Here is a 15,771-nt window from a genome sequence, read left to right as displayed (position 1 = left end):
CGCGATGCAGTTCGTCGAGGCCCGCTCCAAGAACGACGTGTGGCAGACGCCGGCGGAGCTGATCGACACGCTCGACGCCCATGTCACGATCGACCTCGACCCCTGCCCAGGCCGGGACACCGACCACGGCGCGGTCAACTTCCGGCTCCCGGAGACGGACGGCCTCGAAACGCCGTGGGGCGTTCGCGAGAACACGACGGCGTTCGTGAACCCGCCGTTCTCCGAGAAGATCCGCTGGCTCCAGCGCGCGGTCGGCCAGTACATGGTCGGGAACGTCGACCGGGTGATCTTCCTGACGCCGGACTCGACGTCTCCGGCGTCGTGGTGGCACAGCTACGTCGCGACGTACTTCCCGGTCACGTGGTTCGAGACCTCGCGCCTCGACTTCGTCGTTCCTGAGGGCTACCCGGACCTGTTCGACGGATACGAGGATGTCACGCCCGGCGAGCAGGCCTCCGGTGTGTCGTTCAACACGGCGCTGCACTTCCTCGGCACCGACTGGCCGGACTCGTTGTTCTCGGAGCTGGCCGAGCGCGGTGACCTCGTCCGCCGTGACTGGGGGTGGTCGCTGTGAGCGACGCCGCCCTCACCGTGGTCGACCTGTTCGCCGGCGCTGGTGGTCTCTCGACGGGCGTGGCCCGTGCCTGCGAGAACGGCAACCTCGACCCGTCGGAAGATGTCGAACTCCACGCGGTCAACCACTGGGAACCGGCCATCCAGACCCACGAGCAGAATCACCCGTGGGCGCACCACTACCACGCCAAGATCGAAGAACTGCACCCACCGGAGGTCGTCGAACCGGGAACGGTCGACCTCCTCTGTGGCGGGCCGTCCTGCACGCACTACTCGACGGCCCGCGGCGGCAAGCCCGTCAAGGAGCAAAAGCGGGCGTCGGGCTGGCACGTCCTCGACTGGGTCGAAAAACTGCGCCCTGAACACGTCCTGCTCGAAAACGTCCCAGAATTTCGCTCTTGGGGACCGATCATCGACGGCGAACCCACGCGTGACGGGTCGATCTTCGAGCGGTGGGTCGGCATGCTCGAAGCGCTGGGCTACTCCGTGCTGTACGACACCGAGGACGACGCGTACGGCACCGTCCTCAACGCCGCCGACTACGGCGACGCCCAGAGCCGGGAGCGCCTGTTCGTCCTGGCCTCGCGCTCCAAGCGCCCGACGCCCCCCGAACCGACCCACGACGACGCGGACCCGGACAAGCCGGACCGCCGCCCGGCCGCGGAGATCATCGACTGGTCGGACCGCGGGACGTCCATCTGGACGCGCGACCTCGAACACGCCCGTGTCCAGCCGCTCTCGGAAACTACGATGGGCCGGATCGCAGAGGGCATCCGCCGGCACTGCGAGGACGCGCTCCAGCCGTTCGCGGACGCACTGGAGGGCATCGGCCCGGACGAACTGGAGCGTCTGCGGGAGCGTGTGGTCCCGGCTGAGCACGCCGCCCGCGTCGCACAGATCCTCGACGAACCGTTCCTCGTCCGGAACCAGACTCCGGCGGTGACCACTGGCTCGTTCGTGATGGGCCAGCACGGCAACGCGATCGCCCGGGACGTAACTGAACGGCCGCTGTCGACGGTCGCTGCCGGTGGGAAGATCCATCACTTCAACACGGATTCGGTCATCCTCCGGCAGCAGTCGGGCGGCGTGCCGGCAACACCGGACACGCCGCTCCCGACGGTTTCGAAGGCCGGCGCGATCGGGATGGCGACGGCGGACCTGGGCACGCTCGTCCAACCGCGGAACGGGCCGCGTGGCGGCGACCATTCGAACGCGCTGTACGCCCCCGAGGACCGCCCGCTGCACACGGTCACAGCACGGAACCACGACGGCCATCTCGTCACGCCGACGCTGATCCACTACTCCCACGGCGGCGCGCTCCGGGACATCGCCGACCCGCTCCCGACCGTCGCGACCGAGAAGGGCGGGGCGTTCGCCCTGACCGCGCCGTACCTGACGCCGATGTACAATGCGTCCGGGAGCCAGCGCCCGCGGACGCGCTCACCCGACCGGCCGATCATGACGGTGCCGGCCTCCAAGAGTCCGAGCGGGCTCGCGACGCCGTATCTCGTCGAGTACTACGGCAACTCCGACGGTCCGCAGCCGCTCGACGACCCGCTGCCGACAGTCACGTCGAAGGACACGTTCGCCCTCGTCGTTCCGGAGTGCTACCCGTGGGGGCTCGACGTCCGCTACCGGATGCTCCAGCCGCGCGAACTCAAGCAGGCACAGGGGTTCCCTGCCGACTACGAGCTGGCCGGCGACCGCAAGAAGGACATCACGGCGCAGATCGGGAACGCCGTCCCGGTCAACCTCGCGGCGTCGCTCGTCGGCCATCTGCTCGCCGACGACACGCCGTCGCTGTCGAACTTCGACGCAGGGCTGTCGTCCGATCCCGACGCCGAGGTCCCCGACTACGACGAGGTGGTCGGCGATGACTGACCGCCAGATCCTCGCCGAAACCCAGACGGCGGGCCTCGGCCTCGCGAACGGCAAGGTCATCCAGCGCCTCGTCCTCGAACAGGACGCGTCGCGCCCGGCGATCACCGTCCGCCACGAACGGATCGACCATCCGGACCCGTACGACGACCGCGACCCCCGAGAGGGGACGATCGACGCGGTGACCGTCGAGCCGACCGCCGATGTCGAGCGCAAGCTGGAGATCGGCACGCGCCACGGGAACGACCGCGTCCTGGTCGAGACCCACGACCACGCCCCGCGGGCCTACGTCCGGCACGAACGCCACGATGGTGGCTGGTCCGAGCAGGCGGCGTGGGAACTGCATCCGGCGACGGGGATTACGCAGGTCGGCGGGGAGGCGGTGGCCGACGGCGGCGCTGTCGAGGCCGGCACGAGTGCGGTCCCGCACTACGCGACGGTCAAAGTCGACGCCATTACGCCGGGGTGGGAGGGCGACGATCCCCGGCAGGACCCGGTCACGCGGTATCGCAACGTCCGCTGTCCGGGCTGTGGCCGGCTGCTGTTTTGCTTACACTGGGAGGCGGTCGGCTATCCCGAGGTCCACTGCCCCGCGTGTGGGTTCCGGGCGTACTGGCCCTTCGACTCGCATCCCGAGTGGAAGGCGTTCTATGAGCGCGGGTTTCGGGCGCGGCAGACTGGGGGTGAGCGGGCGTGAGCGACGACTCCGCGACGTGGGACGGCTTCGACGGCGGCGTCGCGATGACCCGCCGAAAGTCGATCCCGAACGACCGCGTTTCCGAACCCGAGCGGGATACCGCGGCTGTCACCGAGACACTCGACCGCGTTGCAGCGGGCGACCTCGTCAAGATCGGGATGGCCATCGCCCACCCCAGTACCGGCCGGACGGGCGGCACGAGCGTCATGAAGTGCCTGCGGACCGAGACGGAGGTGGCTGGCTTCGAGCGTCGCGTCTCGCTGCTGCATCACGACGGCGACCTGTTCCGGCTCTACATGACCGGGCGTGGCAACGCCGAGATGGACCCGTGGGAGATCGTGAGCTGTCCGTACGAGCCCGAGGCCGGGATCGCCGACATGACCGACCTCGCGAGCCACGGCTGGGTCGTCGGTGCCGAGGTGGTTGAGGGATGAGCGACGAATCCGGTACGTGTGGGAGGGAGTCTGAGCACGACACGGTTGACGCGACATTGTCTGTCGGAGGGGCAGAATGCGAGGTTACGAGTGCGGGACTGAAAGACTGCGACGACCGCCGTCTGACACTCCGACTCACCGAAGATGGTTTGCGGGATTTCATCACCGAACTCCGATTGCAAGAGTACGACGCCGACGCAGCGGCATGGCTGGCAGACCATTCGACGGCCGATTTAGGCGCTCTCGAAGGCGGTGAGACCGATGACTGATCAATCCGTGACTGGAACCCAACAGTACCGCGTCGTCTGTACCGACTGCGACCTCGATGAACCCTACAGCGAGAAGGATATCGCAATCGGCCGTGGCCTCGCACACAACGACGTCACCGGCCACGTCGCCCACGTCGAAGGAGGTGAGTCGGCGTGACTAACCAGACTGAGACGGTCTACGTCGCCGGCCGCAGCAACGGCGGGCACGGCGACCGGAAGGTCCACACTGACCCGGACTGCCCCGGCCTGAAGGAGGCCCGGAACCCGCTGCCACGCTCCCGGGAGGCGTACCCTGACGATATCGAGGAGTGCAAGATCTGCTCGGGCGAGCTGAACCAGTCCGAGCAGGACCAGGACCACTCGGCGTACAACGCGCTCGTCGCTGCGGCCGAATCGGAGGCCGATAGCGCATGAGACAGCAAACCCGCGAGAAGGCGCTGACCGAACGGGAGTTCGAACGCCTGCTTATCGGCGCGATGCGGATGGACGACACCCAGCGAAGCATGGAGACGCGGGCCATGCTACTCATCGGGGGCCGGATGGGCCTCCGCCCCGGCGAGGTGACGCACATTGACGCGTCGTGGGTCAACCGCCGGCGGGAGATGCTGTCGATCCCCAGCCACGACTCGTGCAAGAAGGGCCGCAACGGCGGTCCCTGCGGCTACTGCACACAGGCCGCCAAGCAGCAACTCGACCACGACGCCGACAAGGACCTCGAAACGGTCCTCGACGAGTACTGGAACCCGAAGACCGAGGCCGCTGTCCGGGACGTGCCGTTCGGCTGGGACCAGCGGATCGCGGTCGCCATCGAGTGGTTGATCGACACGTACGGCGGCTGGCCACACTCGTTCTCGACGCTTCAGCGCCGGCTCGAAACGGCACTGGAGTTAGCCGACGGACTCGACGAGAGCGATACGACGCTACACGGCCTTCGCGCGACCGCGGCGTCGTATCACGCTGGTCGCGGCCTCGATGCGGGGCCGCTCCAGTCGATGTTCGGCTGGCGGGACCTCTCGACGGCGCGTAATTACATCGCCGTCGACGGCCAGATGACTGCCCGGGCGCTCGGGGAGGTGCATGGATAATGTCTGAGGTCGACCGCACCGAGGCCGACGTCGAGACCTCCGTCTCGGACTCAGTCCGCAAGCACCTCGAAGCGCAGGAACCGAGCGCCGAGGAAAAGCGGGCGCTCCGGAAGGCACACGACGGCCACCTCGTACGGGACACCACCTCACAACTGTCGGTCGACCCCGACGAACCCGGCCCGGGAATGGAGGTCGAAGCCGACGCGGAGATCCCCGACACCTACTGCTTCACGTGCGAAGCGTGGATCGGATTCTCCGGCGTCGACCTGCGCGGCACGCCGCGCTCCCGGCGAGACGCCTACTACCTCGGCGGGATGCCGGCCGACGTCCGGCGCGCGAAAGCAGGTACCGAGGACACACTCGGCGAACTCGCGGACGCGCTAACCGACCGCGTCGGGCACCTCGACAGTCGCGGCGACGCCTACGAGTTCATCGCGACGACACTCGAGGAAGTTCGTGCCGACGCTAACGGGGGCGGTGCGTAATGCAGCGCAACGGTACTGGCCGCCCGGACAACCACGTCTCGGTGTTCCCGTATCCAGGCGGCAAGGGCCGCGAGGTCGACTGGATCCTCGACCGGATGCCACCCCACGACACGTTCGTCGACGTCTTCGGCGGAAGCGGCGCGATCATCTACAACAAGCCACCGTCCAAGAATGAGGTCTACAACGACGCGAACGAGGACCTCGTGCAGTTCTTCCGCGTCCTCCGGGAACGCGAGGACGACCTGATCGACTGGCTTCGGGACGTGCCCTACGCTCGGAGCGTGTACGAGGAGTGGGTCAACGCCTTCTTCAACGGCCACCGCCCGGAAGACCCAGTCGAGCGTGCTGGTCGGTTCTTCGCACTCCGATACATGCAGTTCGCCGGCGACCTGTCGATGGTCAACGGGTTCAAGACGCGGGCGAAACGGTCGCCGGCCCGGACGTTCGACAACGCTCGCGAGCGGGTTCACGAACTGGCAGACCGCTTCCGGGACGTGATCATCGAGTGCCGCGACTTCGAGCGTGTCCTCCGAACCTACGACGACGGGAGCGTCGACGTGCTGTTCTACTGCGACCCGCCGTACCCCGGTGGGGAGCACTACTACCCCGTCGAGTTCGCCCACGCCGACCTCGCGGACGCACTCGTCGGTCTGCAGAGCGACTGGATGGTCTCGTACGCGGAACTCCCCGATGCGCTCGTGGCCCGACTGATCGGTGCGACGCGAACGACTGGCGAGGAGTTCCACGTTGTCCACCGGGATCGACGCCACCGGATGTGCCGCGGGACGAGCGAGGCTACCGAACATCTGGTCTGTAACTTCGACCCGGCGACACGCGCGCAGTTCCTCGAGGATGGCGAACAGACGACGCTACTGCAAGCCGAGACGGGTGGGAATCGATGACGACTGTCGCCGCGATCTGCGACGCACTCCGCGCGCCGCGCCGACAACACACCGTTCGAATCCTCGACGTTGCCGAGCCGCTCCCGGTTGCGGACCTGGCGTCGCGGGTCGCCGAGCGGGAGGTCGGCCCGGTCCACGAGCCCTCGCCCGACGAGCGTCGCGACGTCTACGTCGACCTCGTGCATCGCCACCTCCCCAAACTCCACGCCGCCGCCCTGCTGACCTGCGACGACCGGCGGCTCTACGCGACCGCCCGGACCACGGACGCGATCCGCCTGCTCAACGTCGCGACGGCGCTGTTCGGCGACCGACCACGGAGGACCGAGCGATGAGCACGGACCAGCGCCGCGGCAGCGCCGCGACGACCGATCACACGCGCATCACGGTCCGCTACGACGACCCGCTGGTCGACCGCGTCGAGGCGCTGGTCGACGAGGACGTGTTCCCGAACCGCTCGGAGGCGCTGCGCCAGCTCGTCGCACGGGGGCTCGACGCCGTGGAGGGTGCCAATGCTGGGGACTGAGCACGCTGGTGCGCTGGTCGGCCTGCTGGCGCTGGCGGCCGTGTCGGGCGTGCTGTTCGTCGGCCTGTGCGGTGAGACGGTCGCGGTGTGGCTGTCACGGGACACGGGCTCGCGAACGACTCGCCGCCCGCGCCCCGATCCGGACCGGACGCCCGACGAGACGGCGCTGCCCGACGACCCGAGAGAGGACTGACCGCGATGCGGTGCCCGTCCGGTTGCGACGCCGGGTTCGACTCCCGGTGGCGGGCCTTGGGGCCGACGGTGTCCACGGATGCCCGAAATGGCCGCTCCACCCACGACTTCCCCCCAGTTCCGGCCCCTGCGTGCCCTCGCGGCGGTGCCGCGGTTCGAGTCCGCGGGAGGGCGTTGGAATCGTGCGGCAACTACGGTGGCGACGTACCGCCGACCGACACACAGATCATGACCGACTCAGACCAGTCGAGTACTTCGAAGCCGTACCGAGACGAGGAACGGCTTCGGGAACTCTACCACGACCGCGGTCTGACGACGAGGGAAATTGCGGACGAGTTGGGGTGTACGAACGGAACGGTGAGCAAGTACCTCAACGAGTTCGATATCGACACCCGGCCAAACTGGAAAGCCGGGGTCGAAGCTGCCCGAGAAGCAAACCGCGTCGAGAAAGTCACGCTCCGAACACTCCCGGCCGGCTACGAGTACTGGACGTCGAAAGAGGGCGAGGATCGGACTGGACGAATCGTCTACGTTCACCGGCTTCTAGCCGTTGCAGAGCACGGCTTTGAAGCGGTCGCTGATAGCGATGTCCATCACTCCAACCACGTTCCTTGGGATAACCGCCCCGAGAACATCGAACTGATGGATGCCTCGGACCATGGCCAGTACCACTCCAAGGAGTACTGGGAGCGCCGGCAATCGGCAGAAAACGACCAGATCGAACAGACGGCCCGAACGCAAGCGACTCTTACTGAATTCACAGCATGAGCAGTACCACACCGACTTCCGAGACCGACGACAGCACGACAACCAGCGACGACGCGCGAACGCTCCCCGAACACACAGAGTTCCAGCGGGATCTCCTCGTGGCGATCGCCGACCTCGGCGCGCCGAAGGGCCTGGCGATCAAGGAGTACCTCGAAGCTGATTACGATGAACTGAACCACTCGCGCTTGTATCCGAACCTCGACGTGCTCGTCGAGCGCGGATTCGTGGCCAAGCGTGAGAAGGACCGCCGGACCAACTCCTACGAGCTGACCGACCGCGGCCGGCGCGTGATCCGTGCGAACGAGGCGTGGAACCGCCAGCGTGTCGGACACCTGCTGGAGGACGAGCACGAATGAGCGTCTCGCTCACCCCGGACGACGACCTGGAGCGAAGCCACGCCGACATCCTCGGTGCGGCCCGTGAACAGGACGAACTCTACATGGAGTTCGAACTGGCCGACGAGGCCGGCGTCTACGGCATCACGGGTACCGTCGAGGACGTGAAGCACTCGAACACGAACGACGGCGACACCCGCGAAACCCGGGTCACGATCGACGTCGAGGGCCACCCGCGGTTCCGGCGCGTCATGTGCTGGGTCCGTTCCGACTACGGCAGCGACCACAAGCGGGTCGTCGACACGCTCGACGCGATGGAACGTGCCCTACCGGACTGGGAGAGCTACGACCTCGCGGCAGTCACCACGGCCGAGATCGACCGGCCGCGACTCCCGCAGGACGCACACATCCAGACCGAGGACGGCTACGGGCTGGATGCGTGGTTCGATCCGGAGCCGAACGACGAGTCGGTCGATGTTGAACTGATGGAGCGGGTCGACGCTGACGGCCCACACGTCGACGTATCACTACATCGCGACGAGACGATCATCGAAGCCGGCGTGTCCTGGGAGGGCGGGCTCGGCGTCGGGGCCGCTGTGATGGACGCCGAGAGTCACGAGGATCTGGTGCTGCTCTCGTGCAAGCGTGCCGACGAACGTAGTGACGCCCCCTACGTGTTCCTCGCCGATCACGACGAGTACGACTTCGCGATCGAACTGCGGCGCGTGGAGGTCTCCGACGCATGAACGCCGACGTGTCCCGCGAGGACCTCCGCCCGAGCCAGATCCAGTACCAACTACTGTCGGCGCTGCTGTCCATCGGCAACGCCTACGACAGCGCCGCCGACGCCCCGGGCGAGGTGAACGAGGCGCTCGAACACGTCGAGACGGCGATGCACCTGCTGGCCGACGACTCGGTCACGCTCTCGGAGGCCCGCCCGGACACGCTGTCGTTCGACGGCCCGGACGGCCCCGTCTCGAAGGTGTCCGAGCAGGACTGGCACGATCTGGCCGACGCAGAGTTCGTCGACGTCGCCGTCTCGGAGTTGCAGGGCGACCGGGCGCTCGTGTTCGAGCATCCCGACCACGGGCTGGTCGGCCTCCGATATCGTTCGGGGAGCCAGGTCCTCGAACCAGAGACGTACGGCCGGAGAGGTGGTGACGATGCAACCGAGTAAGCCCAAACCCACCACCCGACTCGCCCGCATCTTCGACGGCCGCTCGTGGGCCGAACTCCGGATGGACGTGGGCGTCGCGATGCACAATCGCGACCGTCTCACGGCGGTCTGGTGTATCGTCTGTGGCCGCGCGGCCACCGAGGATCACCCGTGGCGGTTCCACCAGGCAGGCGGCTGTCTGGCCGGTCCGTTCTGCTGTGGCTGGTGTGCGGGTCGCTATCTACAGGACGGGTCCGCGGAGGACGGCGGCCAACCTGACGTCCGCACGACACGGAGGGCCGAGGTGTGAGCACCGACCAGACCACCACGGACCGAAGCGGCACCTGCGCGGAGTGTCGGGAGACGGTCGCCGCCGACGGGGAGCAGGCCGGCGTCGCTGGCGGCCGGCTCATCTGCCGGGACTGCATCAACGCCCCGGTCGCGTTCGTCGCGGAGTGTCTCGACTGCGGCTGGAGCTATCGCTGCGAGGAACGCGCGACGAACCGCCACGCGGCGAAACAGCGCGTGCAGCAGGAGGGCAACTCCCACGAACGGGAGAAGCAGACGTTCGAGGACGAGTCGCACGAAACCGTCTGGCGGCAGGTCGACCCGGAGCGTGAGACAGCATGACCGTCACCGCGCTGTCCCCGACGCCCCACGCCGACCAGTCGTACCCGCGGGAGTGGACCGCTGTCGAGCACGCCGGCGAGACGCTGGTCGTTCACGACGTCCCCGAGCGCCTGGTCGACTGCTACCGCGTCGTCGGGGAGTCACGCAACCCGCGGGCGATGATCCACGCCGACGCCGTCCTCTACGAGGGGTCGGTCTGCGAGGCGTACTACGACGCAGACGCCCGGACGGTCAAGCTGTTCCACGAGTACGCGGGGAATCGCGGACGGTACCTCCTTCGGGAGTGGCTCGACGAGCCGGTCGTGCTGCTGGAGGAATGCGAGCCCGTGGAACTGCTGGAGGACGACCGATGACGGACACTGCCATGCCCCGTGCGATCCCGTTCTACGTGATCGCCGCCGCGGTCGAGCACGCCAAGCCCGAGGACGAGTACGCCGTCGTCCGGTCGGACAACGACTACCAGTACGCTCGCACCCACGACGAAGCCGCAACGCTGGCCGACGAGATGCGGTCCCAGACGGACAGCGTCTCGCCGCTGAACCACACGGTGCAGATCGTCGACCTACAGGAGGTGCCCCCGGACGCATGACCGACCAACCGGGCGATCCGATCCGCCGCGTCGAAGACTTGGGGGACCGCCTCCGCGTCGTCGCGAAGTGCCGCCACGATCTCGACGACCACGAACGCGGCAGCACGTCGGTCCTCACGCGGGAGTACGAAGACCTGTTCGCCGCCCACAACGGCCCCGACCGCGTCCGAATCGGCACGGCGGCCCACATCGGCGACACCGAGGGCAACCACATCCACGGCGCGAACGGCATCTACGCGGAGGTCCCGCTCACCGAGCGGGAGCTGACCGACGCCGAAATCGAGTGGTGCGAGTCGACGTTCATCCACGGGGGCAGCCGCCGCCCCGAGACGGTGTGCGAGTTCGAGATCCCCCATCCCGAGGACCTGCGCTCAGCAATCCGTGATCAGGACCTCGACCGGTTCGACTGCCTCGACGCGGTGATCGCCGACGCCGACCACCGCCACCGCGTGCTGACGACGCTGCAGGAGGAGATCGAACACGCCGCGTTCCGGGCTCGCAAACTCCACCCGCGCCGGGGACACCCGATCGACCTCGATTCGGAGTGGGACCCCGGCAGCAAGTACAGCGAGGACCGGGATCGGGAACACCTGTACGACATGGCGTGGATGCGGAAAGACGCACAGCTTGGCGACTTCCGAACGATCGCTGGCTTCGGGTATCGGATGTTCACGGTCGCTCGCGAACGTATCCGGGGCGTCCACGCACCGGCGATCGATGACCACCGCCACCTCGTCGCGCTGGATGTCGTCGGCGCTGACGACTGGAGCTACTGCCGGCAGTGTGCCGCCGTCGCGCCCGCCGAACAGTTCCTCCACGTCCAACGCCGTGGCCGTGACGAGGGGCGGACGATGCGTGTCTGTGACAACTGCGCCGACCGCGCCGTCGAGTTCGACATGGAGCGGTACTACACCGCCGAGGCCGTCGCGGAGGCGAGAGACGAACGCGCCCAGCGCCTCGGGGGCCAGCGCCGGATCGGAGGGACGTACGAGGGATGATGGCTCACAAGTCGGCACACAGATCAGTCCCTCAGTCGTGGACCATCGACCGCGCGGACGGCCGCGACGACGCGTTCTACCTCGCCGGCCTCTGGCATCACTACTTCGGGACCGGCTACTCCCACAACGCACTCCCGTGGCCGCTGCACGACGCGATGGGGTGGGACAACGACGACAACCCACTCCTCGACTCCTGCGGTGTCGTCGCCCGCCACCGGGACGTGCAGATCGGCGGCGGGATCGTGTCGATCATGGACCACGCCGAGGCTGTCGACGAACTGCCCGACGGCCGGTTCGACGCCGGTGCGCTCGCTGGCGACCGGAACGCGTACCTGTGCTTCGGGGCGGTCGACCCGGCGTGGCGCGGGCAGGGCATCGGCCGGGCGCTGTTCGAGCGCCGGCTCGAGTGGGCCGAACGCCACGGCGCGGGCATGGTGTTCGCGTTCGGCTGGGAACGGCATGCGGGGCGGACGAGTCGCCCGCTGTTCGAGGCCTACGACTTCGTGCCCATCCAGCAGTTCCCGAAGCACTACGCCGAGTCCCGCGACGCGTGTCCCGACTGCGGATCGTGGCCGAGCAACGACGTGGCCTGTCGCTGCGAGATGACGCTGTGGGCACGCGAGCTGCCGATTGAGACACGGACCATCGACGACTTCTTCACCCACTCATGACGGCCAGCACCATCGATCCCGCGTTTCTTCCACTCGAAGTGTGCCGCCTGTGCGAACACCCGACTCCGGGCTGTACGTGTCCAACCGACACTGAGACGGCGCTGATCGTGCCCGACGAACGCGCCCGTGAAATTCGCGCGTATCTGCGCGACCACCCCGAACTCCAGCATGACGACTACGACACGGGCGACGCCGACCCGCTGCTGGGGCTGTGCTACCCGGCCGCCGAGTGCTACTACCACCTCCGGGACTGCGACCTCGACGTCTTCTGTCTCAACTGGGCCGACGTGGATCCCGACTACGCGGGCACGCACTGGTATCTGCGCGAGCCCGACGAGGGCCGCTTTATCGACCTGGCGCTGCCGACGACGCCGCCGGTCGACCTGCCGCCGTTCGAGGCCGGGACGCGACGGGGCTTCATCACCGGCGACCAGCCGTCCGAACGCGCCGAGCAAGTGCTGGCGGCCGTGCGATGACCGCCGACGACAGCCCCGGCTGGCTGGCCTACTACTGCGACCTCATGCTGGCGATCGTGACGGCGGCGGCCGGTGGCGCGATCGCGGTGGTCGACCATCCGGACCTGGCCGACCCACTGCTCCGACTGAGCGGGATCGCTTTCTGCTGGCTGTTCGCGGTGCTGTCGTTCGCCGCCGCCCGGAAGGACTGGTGTCGCATCCACGGCGTCGAGCCGCTCTGGATGGAGTACGGTGAGTACCACGGTGTGGACCCCTTCGACAGCGAGGACAACGCCGACGACGCATGACCCACGGATCGCCGGACTGGCTGACGGTTTTCATACTCGCGCTCGCGGCCGCGAGCGTCCTGTACGACCACCTCCAGAGTGACCCCGACCCCGTCGAGCAGGCCAAACGGGCGTACGAGAACGGTGACATCACTCGCCAGGAACTGGAACGCCGGCTCGAACTGCATCTCGACGAGCGCAACGCTCGTATCCGGGCGGCCGTCGAGCAGGTCAACGGCGTCGGGCCGGCGACGAGCAAGGCGATCGCCCGGGAGTTCGCGTCGATCGAGGCGGTCGCGAACGCCGACCGGGCGGAGTTGGAGGCCGTGCCCGGCGTCGGCGAGGACCGGGCGCGGGCGATACTCGAGTATCTCCGGGCGTAGCGTGGGTTCTTACGTTCACAGCGAGATGGGTAGCTATGGACTCGCCACACCTTCACGACGCCTGTCCGGATGGCGAACACGTGATCGTCCACGACGGGGAGGCAGAAGTCTGCGACAAGTGCGGGATCTCACTCCAGACGATCGTCGACGCGCTCGGGCACGACTACGAAAAAGCGGGCGGCCGTCAGTAATCCAGTTCGTCGAGCATCTCGTCTAACTCCTCAGCGTCCGCGTCGGCGACGCGCTCCAGACCGAACTCGACGACGAGCGGGTAGTAGTGGCGGTTCTTCTCGAAATCCGTGTCGTACTCGGGTTCGTACGTCGCCTTGGCGGCGGTGTACACGTGCTTTAGCTGCTTCTTCTGTGCTTTCGGGAGATAGACATACACGCCTTCGTGTTCGTCTTTCACAGACTCTTCGCCTGTCTCGCCCGGTTCGTCCTGCTCGGCCGTCTCGACTTGTTCGTCTGGTTTGTCTGGTTCGCCTGTCTCTGCTGGTTCGGACTGTTCTGCTGGTTGTGATGGTTGTGATGGTTCTGCTTGTTGTGCTGTTTGTTCGTCCCCGTCCGGTTGTGAGCGTTGGGATTGCTGCCGGCGCTGGCGCATCCGCTCTGCGCGGTCGTCGGTCATGGTTCGACCTCCGCCATGCCGAACTGTTCATCCAGCGACGCGGCGATCGACTCGAATGCCTCCCGCTGGTCGCACTCGGGCTCAACCTCGAACAGCGACGCGCCCTCGTCGAGCGACCGCTGGATCGCCGCGCGTTCCCGAATCTCCCACACGGGCACATCGGGATAGGCCTCGTTGATCCAGTCGACCATCTCTTTGGCCTGTTTCTTCCGCACGTCGATCCGGTTGGTCACGACGCCGACCTCACGGATCGACAGGTCCTCGTCCTGGTAGTCACCTTCGAGCATCGTGATGTGGTCGTGGAGCAGCTCGAACGCGCGCTTACTCGTCGTCTCGGCCAGTGCGGGGATGAGAACGTTCTGCGTCGCGTACAGCGCGTTGTCAACGAGGTCGCCGAGGTTCGGCGGACAGTCGACGAGGATGTAATCGTACGCGTCGTCGACGCCGTCGAGTGCGAGCGCGAGCTGCTCTGCCCCACGGCGGGACAGCGTCAGTTCCCGCTCGGCCGCCGTCATGTCGATGTTCGACGGGACCACGTCGATGCCCATTGCTGGGTGCGTCCGCGTGATCTCCGTGATTGCGTCGCGCTTGTCGGGTTCGGTGAGGACGTTGAACAGCGACGGCGGTTGCTCGTCATAGGCCTCCATCATGCCGAGGTTCTCCGTCGCGTTGCCCTGTGGGTCGAGGTCGACGAACAGCACCTCACGGCCACGGTCTGCGAGCGCGCCGGCGACGTTGATGGCGACGGTCGTCTTTCCGACGCCGCCCTTCTGATTTGTCACAGCGAGTTTTGCGGGTTTTGCCATACAAACTGGTTTGTCTGTCCGAACTATGAAAACATTACCGGACAGTAATGACTGCTTACTGTGGCCTGTCGCGAGGAACTGCTGTCGCTCCAGAACGAACCTCCGAAAGCAAAGACAGTCGGCGAGACCGAACGACCCGTGACTCCCTACATCACGATGCCGACTGTCCGCATCTGAACCTACCGTCCACCCGCCGAAAAAGCTTGCGACGAGCGCCGCCTGCCGGCCGCCACGCGCCGCCTCACACGTCGCCGACGCCACGGTCGACGCGGTCAACGAACGCGTCAGCGACCGACTCGGCGGCCCCAGCGGACAGCGGGAGGCCGCGGTCGAGCGCGATCCCGGTCGGATCGACGGTGTCGGGCCGCCGATAGGCGACTGCAGCACGCTCACGATAGCGATCGCCGCGCTCACCCAGCTCGGCCAGCACGGCCTCGCGGAACGCACGCCGGCGGGCCGCGCTCCCGACCGTGGCCGCCGCCCACCGTGATTGGGACGGAGCCATGGCGGGGCGTCGGGGATCGGTCCCCTACGCCTCGGTCAGCACCAACCCGAGCGTCTGCGTGCGCTCGCCGTCGATCCGCTCGGTGCCGAGCGTGACCGCAGACGCGGCCAGTCCATGCTCGTCGAGAATCCCGTTGAGTTCGGCGAGCCGCCCGGTCGTCAGGACGCGGACGACGCCCGACACGGCCCCGGAGTCTCCGAGCGACATGCTGTGGGACGTGACCTGCGGCGCGGCGTCGAACGCGTCCCGAACCGCGACAAGGCGCGCGATCTGCTGACTGTACTCCTCGGTTGGCATCCCCGCCGGCTTGCCCGTCGGCGTGTCGGGCCGGGAGTCGGGCGCGGCGGGAGTGGTCTGTTGCTCGGTCATGTAGGGAGTCACGGGCTTCCGCCCGTACTACCATTATATACAAGAAGAACCTTAAAGATACCGATTGAAAACGCACGAGGGGAGCCGAATTTAGGGCCTATAATAAACCACAAACTTTATTATCTACTCGTACAATGTACAAGTACGGGCAAA

31 protein-coding genes are annotated in these 15,771 nt (G+C 67.1%); 27 read left to right on the top strand and 4 right to left on the bottom strand.

Annotated elements, in window-relative coordinates:
• Positions 1-4: 4 nt before the first annotated feature.
• From EYW40_RS18125 to EYW40_RS19695, 27 genes are all read left to right on the top strand, one after another.
• Positions 5-574: a phage N-6-adenine-methyltransferase gene (locus tag EYW40_RS18125; protein ID WP_237560648.1), complete on the top strand. Its 570-nt coding sequence runs from the start codon at positions 5-7 to the stop codon at positions 572-574.
• The gene (locus EYW40_RS18120) at positions 571-2,454 is read left to right on the top strand and encodes a DNA cytosine methyltransferase (protein WP_135823035.1); all 1,884 of its coding nucleotides are present in this window, start codon (positions 571-573) and stop codon (positions 2,452-2,454) included. Before EYW40_RS18125 ends, EYW40_RS18120 begins: the two co-directional genes overlap by 4 nt.
• Complete coding sequence (locus tag EYW40_RS18115; protein WP_135823034.1) at positions 2,447-3,148, top strand: hypothetical protein; 702 nt, start codon at positions 2,447-2,449, stop codon at positions 3,146-3,148. The genes EYW40_RS18120 and EYW40_RS18115 overlap by 8 nt, the downstream gene beginning before the upstream one ends.
• The gene (locus tag EYW40_RS18110; RefSeq protein ID WP_135823033.1) at positions 3,145-3,582 is read left to right on the top strand and encodes a hypothetical protein; all 438 of its coding nucleotides are present in this window, start codon (positions 3,145-3,147) and stop codon (positions 3,580-3,582) included. The genes EYW40_RS18115 and EYW40_RS18110 overlap by 4 nt, the downstream gene beginning before the upstream one ends.
• Positions 3,579-3,851 carry a hypothetical protein gene (locus EYW40_RS18105; protein ID WP_135823032.1) on the top strand — a complete coding sequence of 91 codons (273 nt, stop codon included), beginning with the start codon at positions 3,579-3,581 and terminating at the stop codon, positions 3,849-3,851. Before EYW40_RS18110 ends, EYW40_RS18105 begins: the two co-directional genes overlap by 4 nt.
• Positions 3,844-4,008, top strand: coding sequence for a hypothetical protein (locus tag EYW40_RS19710; RefSeq protein WP_161973242.1), 165 nt, complete (start codon positions 3,844-3,846; stop codon positions 4,006-4,008). Before EYW40_RS18105 ends, EYW40_RS19710 begins: the two co-directional genes overlap by 8 nt.
• Positions 4,005-4,265, top strand: coding sequence for a hypothetical protein (locus EYW40_RS18100; protein WP_135823031.1), 261 nt, complete (start codon positions 4,005-4,007; stop codon positions 4,263-4,265). Before EYW40_RS19710 ends, EYW40_RS18100 begins: the two co-directional genes overlap by 4 nt.
• Positions 4,262-4,936 carry a tyrosine-type recombinase/integrase gene (locus EYW40_RS18095; protein WP_135823030.1) on the top strand — a complete coding sequence of 225 codons (675 nt, stop codon included), beginning with the start codon at positions 4,262-4,264 and terminating at the stop codon, positions 4,934-4,936. The genes EYW40_RS18100 and EYW40_RS18095 overlap by 4 nt, the downstream gene beginning before the upstream one ends.
• Positions 4,936-5,421 (top strand): hypothetical protein, encoded by a 486-nt coding sequence (locus EYW40_RS18090; RefSeq protein WP_135823029.1) that lies wholly within the window; start codon positions 4,936-4,938, stop codon positions 5,419-5,421. Before EYW40_RS18095 ends, EYW40_RS18090 begins: the two co-directional genes overlap by 1 nt.
• Positions 5,421-6,323, top strand: a complete 903-nt coding sequence (locus EYW40_RS18085; protein ID WP_135823028.1) for a DNA adenine methylase — start codon at positions 5,421-5,423, stop codon at positions 6,321-6,323. The genes EYW40_RS18090 and EYW40_RS18085 overlap by 1 nt, the downstream gene beginning before the upstream one ends.
• Positions 6,320-6,655 carry a DUF7344 domain-containing protein gene (locus tag EYW40_RS19705; protein WP_161973241.1) on the top strand — a complete coding sequence of 112 codons (336 nt, stop codon included), beginning with the start codon at positions 6,320-6,322 and terminating at the stop codon, positions 6,653-6,655. Before EYW40_RS18085 ends, EYW40_RS19705 begins: the two co-directional genes overlap by 4 nt.
• Positions 6,652-6,846, top strand: coding sequence for a ribbon-helix-helix domain-containing protein (locus tag EYW40_RS19700; protein WP_161973240.1), 195 nt, complete (start codon positions 6,652-6,654; stop codon positions 6,844-6,846). Before EYW40_RS19705 ends, EYW40_RS19700 begins: the two co-directional genes overlap by 4 nt.
• Positions 6,833-7,039, top strand: coding sequence for a hypothetical protein (locus EYW40_RS18075; protein ID WP_135823026.1), 207 nt, complete (start codon positions 6,833-6,835; stop codon positions 7,037-7,039). Before EYW40_RS19700 ends, EYW40_RS18075 begins: the two co-directional genes overlap by 14 nt.
• Before the next feature lie 227 nt (positions 7,040-7,266).
• A complete protein-coding gene (locus EYW40_RS18070; protein WP_161973239.1) occupies positions 7,267-7,806 on the top strand; it encodes an HNH endonuclease in 540 nt (179 codons plus the stop codon).
• Positions 7,803-8,162, top strand: coding sequence for a helix-turn-helix transcriptional regulator (locus EYW40_RS18065; protein WP_135823024.1), 360 nt, complete (start codon positions 7,803-7,805; stop codon positions 8,160-8,162). Before EYW40_RS18070 ends, EYW40_RS18065 begins: the two co-directional genes overlap by 4 nt.
• Positions 8,159-8,887, top strand: a complete 729-nt coding sequence (locus tag EYW40_RS18060) for a hypothetical protein (RefSeq protein WP_135823023.1) — start codon at positions 8,159-8,161, stop codon at positions 8,885-8,887. Before EYW40_RS18065 ends, EYW40_RS18060 begins: the two co-directional genes overlap by 4 nt.
• Entirely contained in the window at positions 8,884-9,318 is a 435-nt protein-coding gene (locus EYW40_RS18055; protein WP_135823022.1) for a hypothetical protein, read from the top strand. The genes EYW40_RS18060 and EYW40_RS18055 overlap by 4 nt, the downstream gene beginning before the upstream one ends.
• Complete coding sequence (locus EYW40_RS18050; RefSeq protein WP_135823021.1) at positions 9,305-9,607, top strand: hypothetical protein; 303 nt, start codon at positions 9,305-9,307, stop codon at positions 9,605-9,607. Before EYW40_RS18055 ends, EYW40_RS18050 begins: the two co-directional genes overlap by 14 nt.
• Positions 9,604-9,927, top strand: coding sequence for a hypothetical protein (locus tag EYW40_RS18045; RefSeq protein ID WP_135823020.1), 324 nt, complete (start codon positions 9,604-9,606; stop codon positions 9,925-9,927). The genes EYW40_RS18050 and EYW40_RS18045 overlap by 4 nt, the downstream gene beginning before the upstream one ends.
• Complete coding sequence (locus EYW40_RS18040; RefSeq protein WP_135823019.1) at positions 9,924-10,280, top strand: hypothetical protein; 357 nt, start codon at positions 9,924-9,926, stop codon at positions 10,278-10,280. The genes EYW40_RS18045 and EYW40_RS18040 overlap by 4 nt, the downstream gene beginning before the upstream one ends.
• Positions 10,277-10,516 (top strand): hypothetical protein, encoded by a 240-nt coding sequence (locus EYW40_RS18035; RefSeq protein WP_135823018.1) that lies wholly within the window; start codon positions 10,277-10,279, stop codon positions 10,514-10,516. The genes EYW40_RS18040 and EYW40_RS18035 overlap by 4 nt, the downstream gene beginning before the upstream one ends.
• The gene (locus EYW40_RS18030; protein ID WP_135823017.1) at positions 10,513-11,514 is read left to right on the top strand and encodes a hypothetical protein; all 1,002 of its coding nucleotides are present in this window, start codon (positions 10,513-10,515) and stop codon (positions 11,512-11,514) included. Before EYW40_RS18035 ends, EYW40_RS18030 begins: the two co-directional genes overlap by 4 nt.
• Entirely contained in the window at positions 11,514-12,185 is a 672-nt protein-coding gene (locus EYW40_RS18025; RefSeq protein ID WP_161973238.1) for a GNAT family N-acetyltransferase, read from the top strand. Before EYW40_RS18030 ends, EYW40_RS18025 begins: the two co-directional genes overlap by 1 nt.
• A 107-nt stretch (positions 12,186-12,292) precedes the next feature.
• Positions 12,293-12,661, top strand: a complete 369-nt coding sequence (locus EYW40_RS18020; protein ID WP_135823015.1) for a hypothetical protein — start codon at positions 12,293-12,295, stop codon at positions 12,659-12,661.
• Positions 12,658-12,948 carry a hypothetical protein gene (locus EYW40_RS18015; protein ID WP_135823014.1) on the top strand — a complete coding sequence of 97 codons (291 nt, stop codon included), beginning with the start codon at positions 12,658-12,660 and terminating at the stop codon, positions 12,946-12,948. The genes EYW40_RS18020 and EYW40_RS18015 overlap by 4 nt, the downstream gene beginning before the upstream one ends.
• Positions 12,945-13,310, top strand: coding sequence for a helix-hairpin-helix domain-containing protein (locus tag EYW40_RS18010; RefSeq protein WP_135823013.1), 366 nt, complete (start codon positions 12,945-12,947; stop codon positions 13,308-13,310). Before EYW40_RS18015 ends, EYW40_RS18010 begins: the two co-directional genes overlap by 4 nt.
• Before the next feature lie 35 nt (positions 13,311-13,345).
• Entirely contained in the window at positions 13,346-13,501 is a 156-nt protein-coding gene (locus EYW40_RS19695; protein WP_161973237.1) for a hypothetical protein, read from the top strand.
• On the opposite strand, the gene EYW40_RS18005 is transcribed toward EYW40_RS19695, so the two are convergent.
• The 4 genes from EYW40_RS18005 to EYW40_RS17990 all read right to left on the bottom strand — a co-directional run bounded on the left by EYW40_RS18005 (position 13,495) and on the right by EYW40_RS17990 (position 15,618).
• The gene (locus EYW40_RS18005; RefSeq protein WP_135823012.1) at positions 13,495-13,938 is read right to left on the bottom strand and encodes a DUF8160 family protein; all 444 of its coding nucleotides are present in this window, start codon (positions 13,936-13,938) and stop codon (positions 13,495-13,497) included. The genes EYW40_RS19695 and EYW40_RS18005 overlap by 7 nt on opposite strands.
• A complete protein-coding gene (locus EYW40_RS18000) occupies positions 13,935-14,744 on the bottom strand; it encodes a ParA family protein (RefSeq protein ID WP_135823011.1) in 810 nt (269 codons plus the stop codon). The genes EYW40_RS18005 and EYW40_RS18000 overlap by 4 nt, the downstream gene beginning before the upstream one ends.
• A gap of 241 nt (positions 14,745-14,985) precedes the next feature.
• A complete protein-coding gene (locus tag EYW40_RS17995) occupies positions 14,986-15,249 on the bottom strand; it encodes a hypothetical protein (protein WP_135823010.1) in 264 nt (87 codons plus the stop codon).
• A 24-nt stretch (positions 15,250-15,273) separates the two neighbouring features.
• Positions 15,274-15,618, bottom strand: a complete 345-nt coding sequence (locus EYW40_RS17990) for a hypothetical protein (RefSeq protein ID WP_135823009.1) — start codon at positions 15,616-15,618, stop codon at positions 15,274-15,276.
• Between the last annotated feature and the right edge of the window lie 153 nt (positions 15,619-15,771).

Source organism: Halostella litorea (assembly GCF_004785955.1).
Lineage (GTDB): Archaea > Halobacteriota > Halobacteria > Halobacteriales > Natronoarchaeaceae > Halostella > Halostella litorea.
Note: the sequence above shows the minus strand (reverse complement) of the source record. Positions and strands in the feature narration are given on the sequence as shown.

Bases quoted from the DNA above. Each gene is read 5' to 3' on its own strand.
- EYW40_RS18125 (WP_237560648.1), top strand. From the start codon at position 5: ATGCAGTTCGTCGAGGCCCGCTCCAAGAACGACGTGTGGCAGACGCCG.
- EYW40_RS18115 (WP_135823034.1), top strand. From the start codon at position 2,447: ATGACTGACCGCCAGATCCTCGCCGAAACCCAGACGGCGGGCCTCGGC.
- EYW40_RS18105 (WP_135823032.1), top strand. From the start codon at position 3,579: ATGAGCGACGAATCCGGTACGTGTGGGAGGGAGTCTGAGCACGACACG.
- EYW40_RS19710 (WP_161973242.1), top strand. From the start codon at position 3,844: ATGACTGATCAATCCGTGACTGGAACCCAACAGTACCGCGTCGTCTGT.
- EYW40_RS18095 (WP_135823030.1), top strand. From the start codon at position 4,262: ATGAGACAGCAAACCCGCGAGAAGGCGCTGACCGAACGGGAGTTCGAA.
- EYW40_RS18090 (WP_135823029.1), top strand. From the start codon at position 4,936: ATGTCTGAGGTCGACCGCACCGAGGCCGACGTCGAGACCTCCGTCTCG.
- EYW40_RS18085 (WP_135823028.1), top strand. From the start codon at position 5,421: ATGCAGCGCAACGGTACTGGCCGCCCGGACAACCACGTCTCGGTGTTC.
- EYW40_RS19705 (WP_161973241.1), top strand. From the start codon at position 6,320: ATGACGACTGTCGCCGCGATCTGCGACGCACTCCGCGCGCCGCGCCGA.
- EYW40_RS19700 (WP_161973240.1), top strand. From the start codon at position 6,652: ATGAGCACGGACCAGCGCCGCGGCAGCGCCGCGACGACCGATCACACG.
- EYW40_RS18075 (WP_135823026.1), top strand. From the start codon at position 6,833: ATGCTGGGGACTGAGCACGCTGGTGCGCTGGTCGGCCTGCTGGCGCTG.
- EYW40_RS18070 (WP_161973239.1), top strand. From the start codon at position 7,267: ATGACCGACTCAGACCAGTCGAGTACTTCGAAGCCGTACCGAGACGAG.
- EYW40_RS18065 (WP_135823024.1), top strand. From the start codon at position 7,803: ATGAGCAGTACCACACCGACTTCCGAGACCGACGACAGCACGACAACC.
- EYW40_RS18060 (WP_135823023.1), top strand. From the start codon at position 8,159: ATGAGCGTCTCGCTCACCCCGGACGACGACCTGGAGCGAAGCCACGCC.
- EYW40_RS18055 (WP_135823022.1), top strand. From the start codon at position 8,884: ATGAACGCCGACGTGTCCCGCGAGGACCTCCGCCCGAGCCAGATCCAG.
- EYW40_RS18050 (WP_135823021.1), top strand. From the start codon at position 9,305: ATGCAACCGAGTAAGCCCAAACCCACCACCCGACTCGCCCGCATCTTC.
- EYW40_RS18040 (WP_135823019.1), top strand. From the start codon at position 9,924: ATGACCGTCACCGCGCTGTCCCCGACGCCCCACGCCGACCAGTCGTAC.
- EYW40_RS18035 (WP_135823018.1), top strand. From the start codon at position 10,277: ATGACGGACACTGCCATGCCCCGTGCGATCCCGTTCTACGTGATCGCC.
- EYW40_RS18030 (WP_135823017.1), top strand. From the start codon at position 10,513: ATGACCGACCAACCGGGCGATCCGATCCGCCGCGTCGAAGACTTGGGG.
- EYW40_RS18025 (WP_161973238.1), top strand. From the start codon at position 11,514: ATGGCTCACAAGTCGGCACACAGATCAGTCCCTCAGTCGTGGACCATC.
- EYW40_RS18015 (WP_135823014.1), top strand. From the start codon at position 12,658: ATGACCGCCGACGACAGCCCCGGCTGGCTGGCCTACTACTGCGACCTC.
- EYW40_RS18010 (WP_135823013.1), top strand. From the start codon at position 12,945: ATGACCCACGGATCGCCGGACTGGCTGACGGTTTTCATACTCGCGCTC.
- EYW40_RS19695 (WP_161973237.1), top strand. From the start codon at position 13,346: ATGGACTCGCCACACCTTCACGACGCCTGTCCGGATGGCGAACACGTG.
- EYW40_RS18005 (WP_135823012.1), bottom strand. From the start codon at position 13,938: ATGACCGACGACCGCGCAGAGCGGATGCGCCAGCGCCGGCAGCAATCC.
- EYW40_RS18000 (WP_135823011.1), bottom strand. From the start codon at position 14,744: ATGGCAAAACCCGCAAAACTCGCTGTGACAAATCAGAAGGGCGGCGTC.
- EYW40_RS17995 (WP_135823010.1), bottom strand. From the start codon at position 15,249: ATGGCTCCGTCCCAATCACGGTGGGCGGCGGCCACGGTCGGGAGCGCG.
- EYW40_RS17990 (WP_135823009.1), bottom strand. From the start codon at position 15,618: ATGACCGAGCAACAGACCACTCCCGCCGCGCCCGACTCCCGGCCCGAC.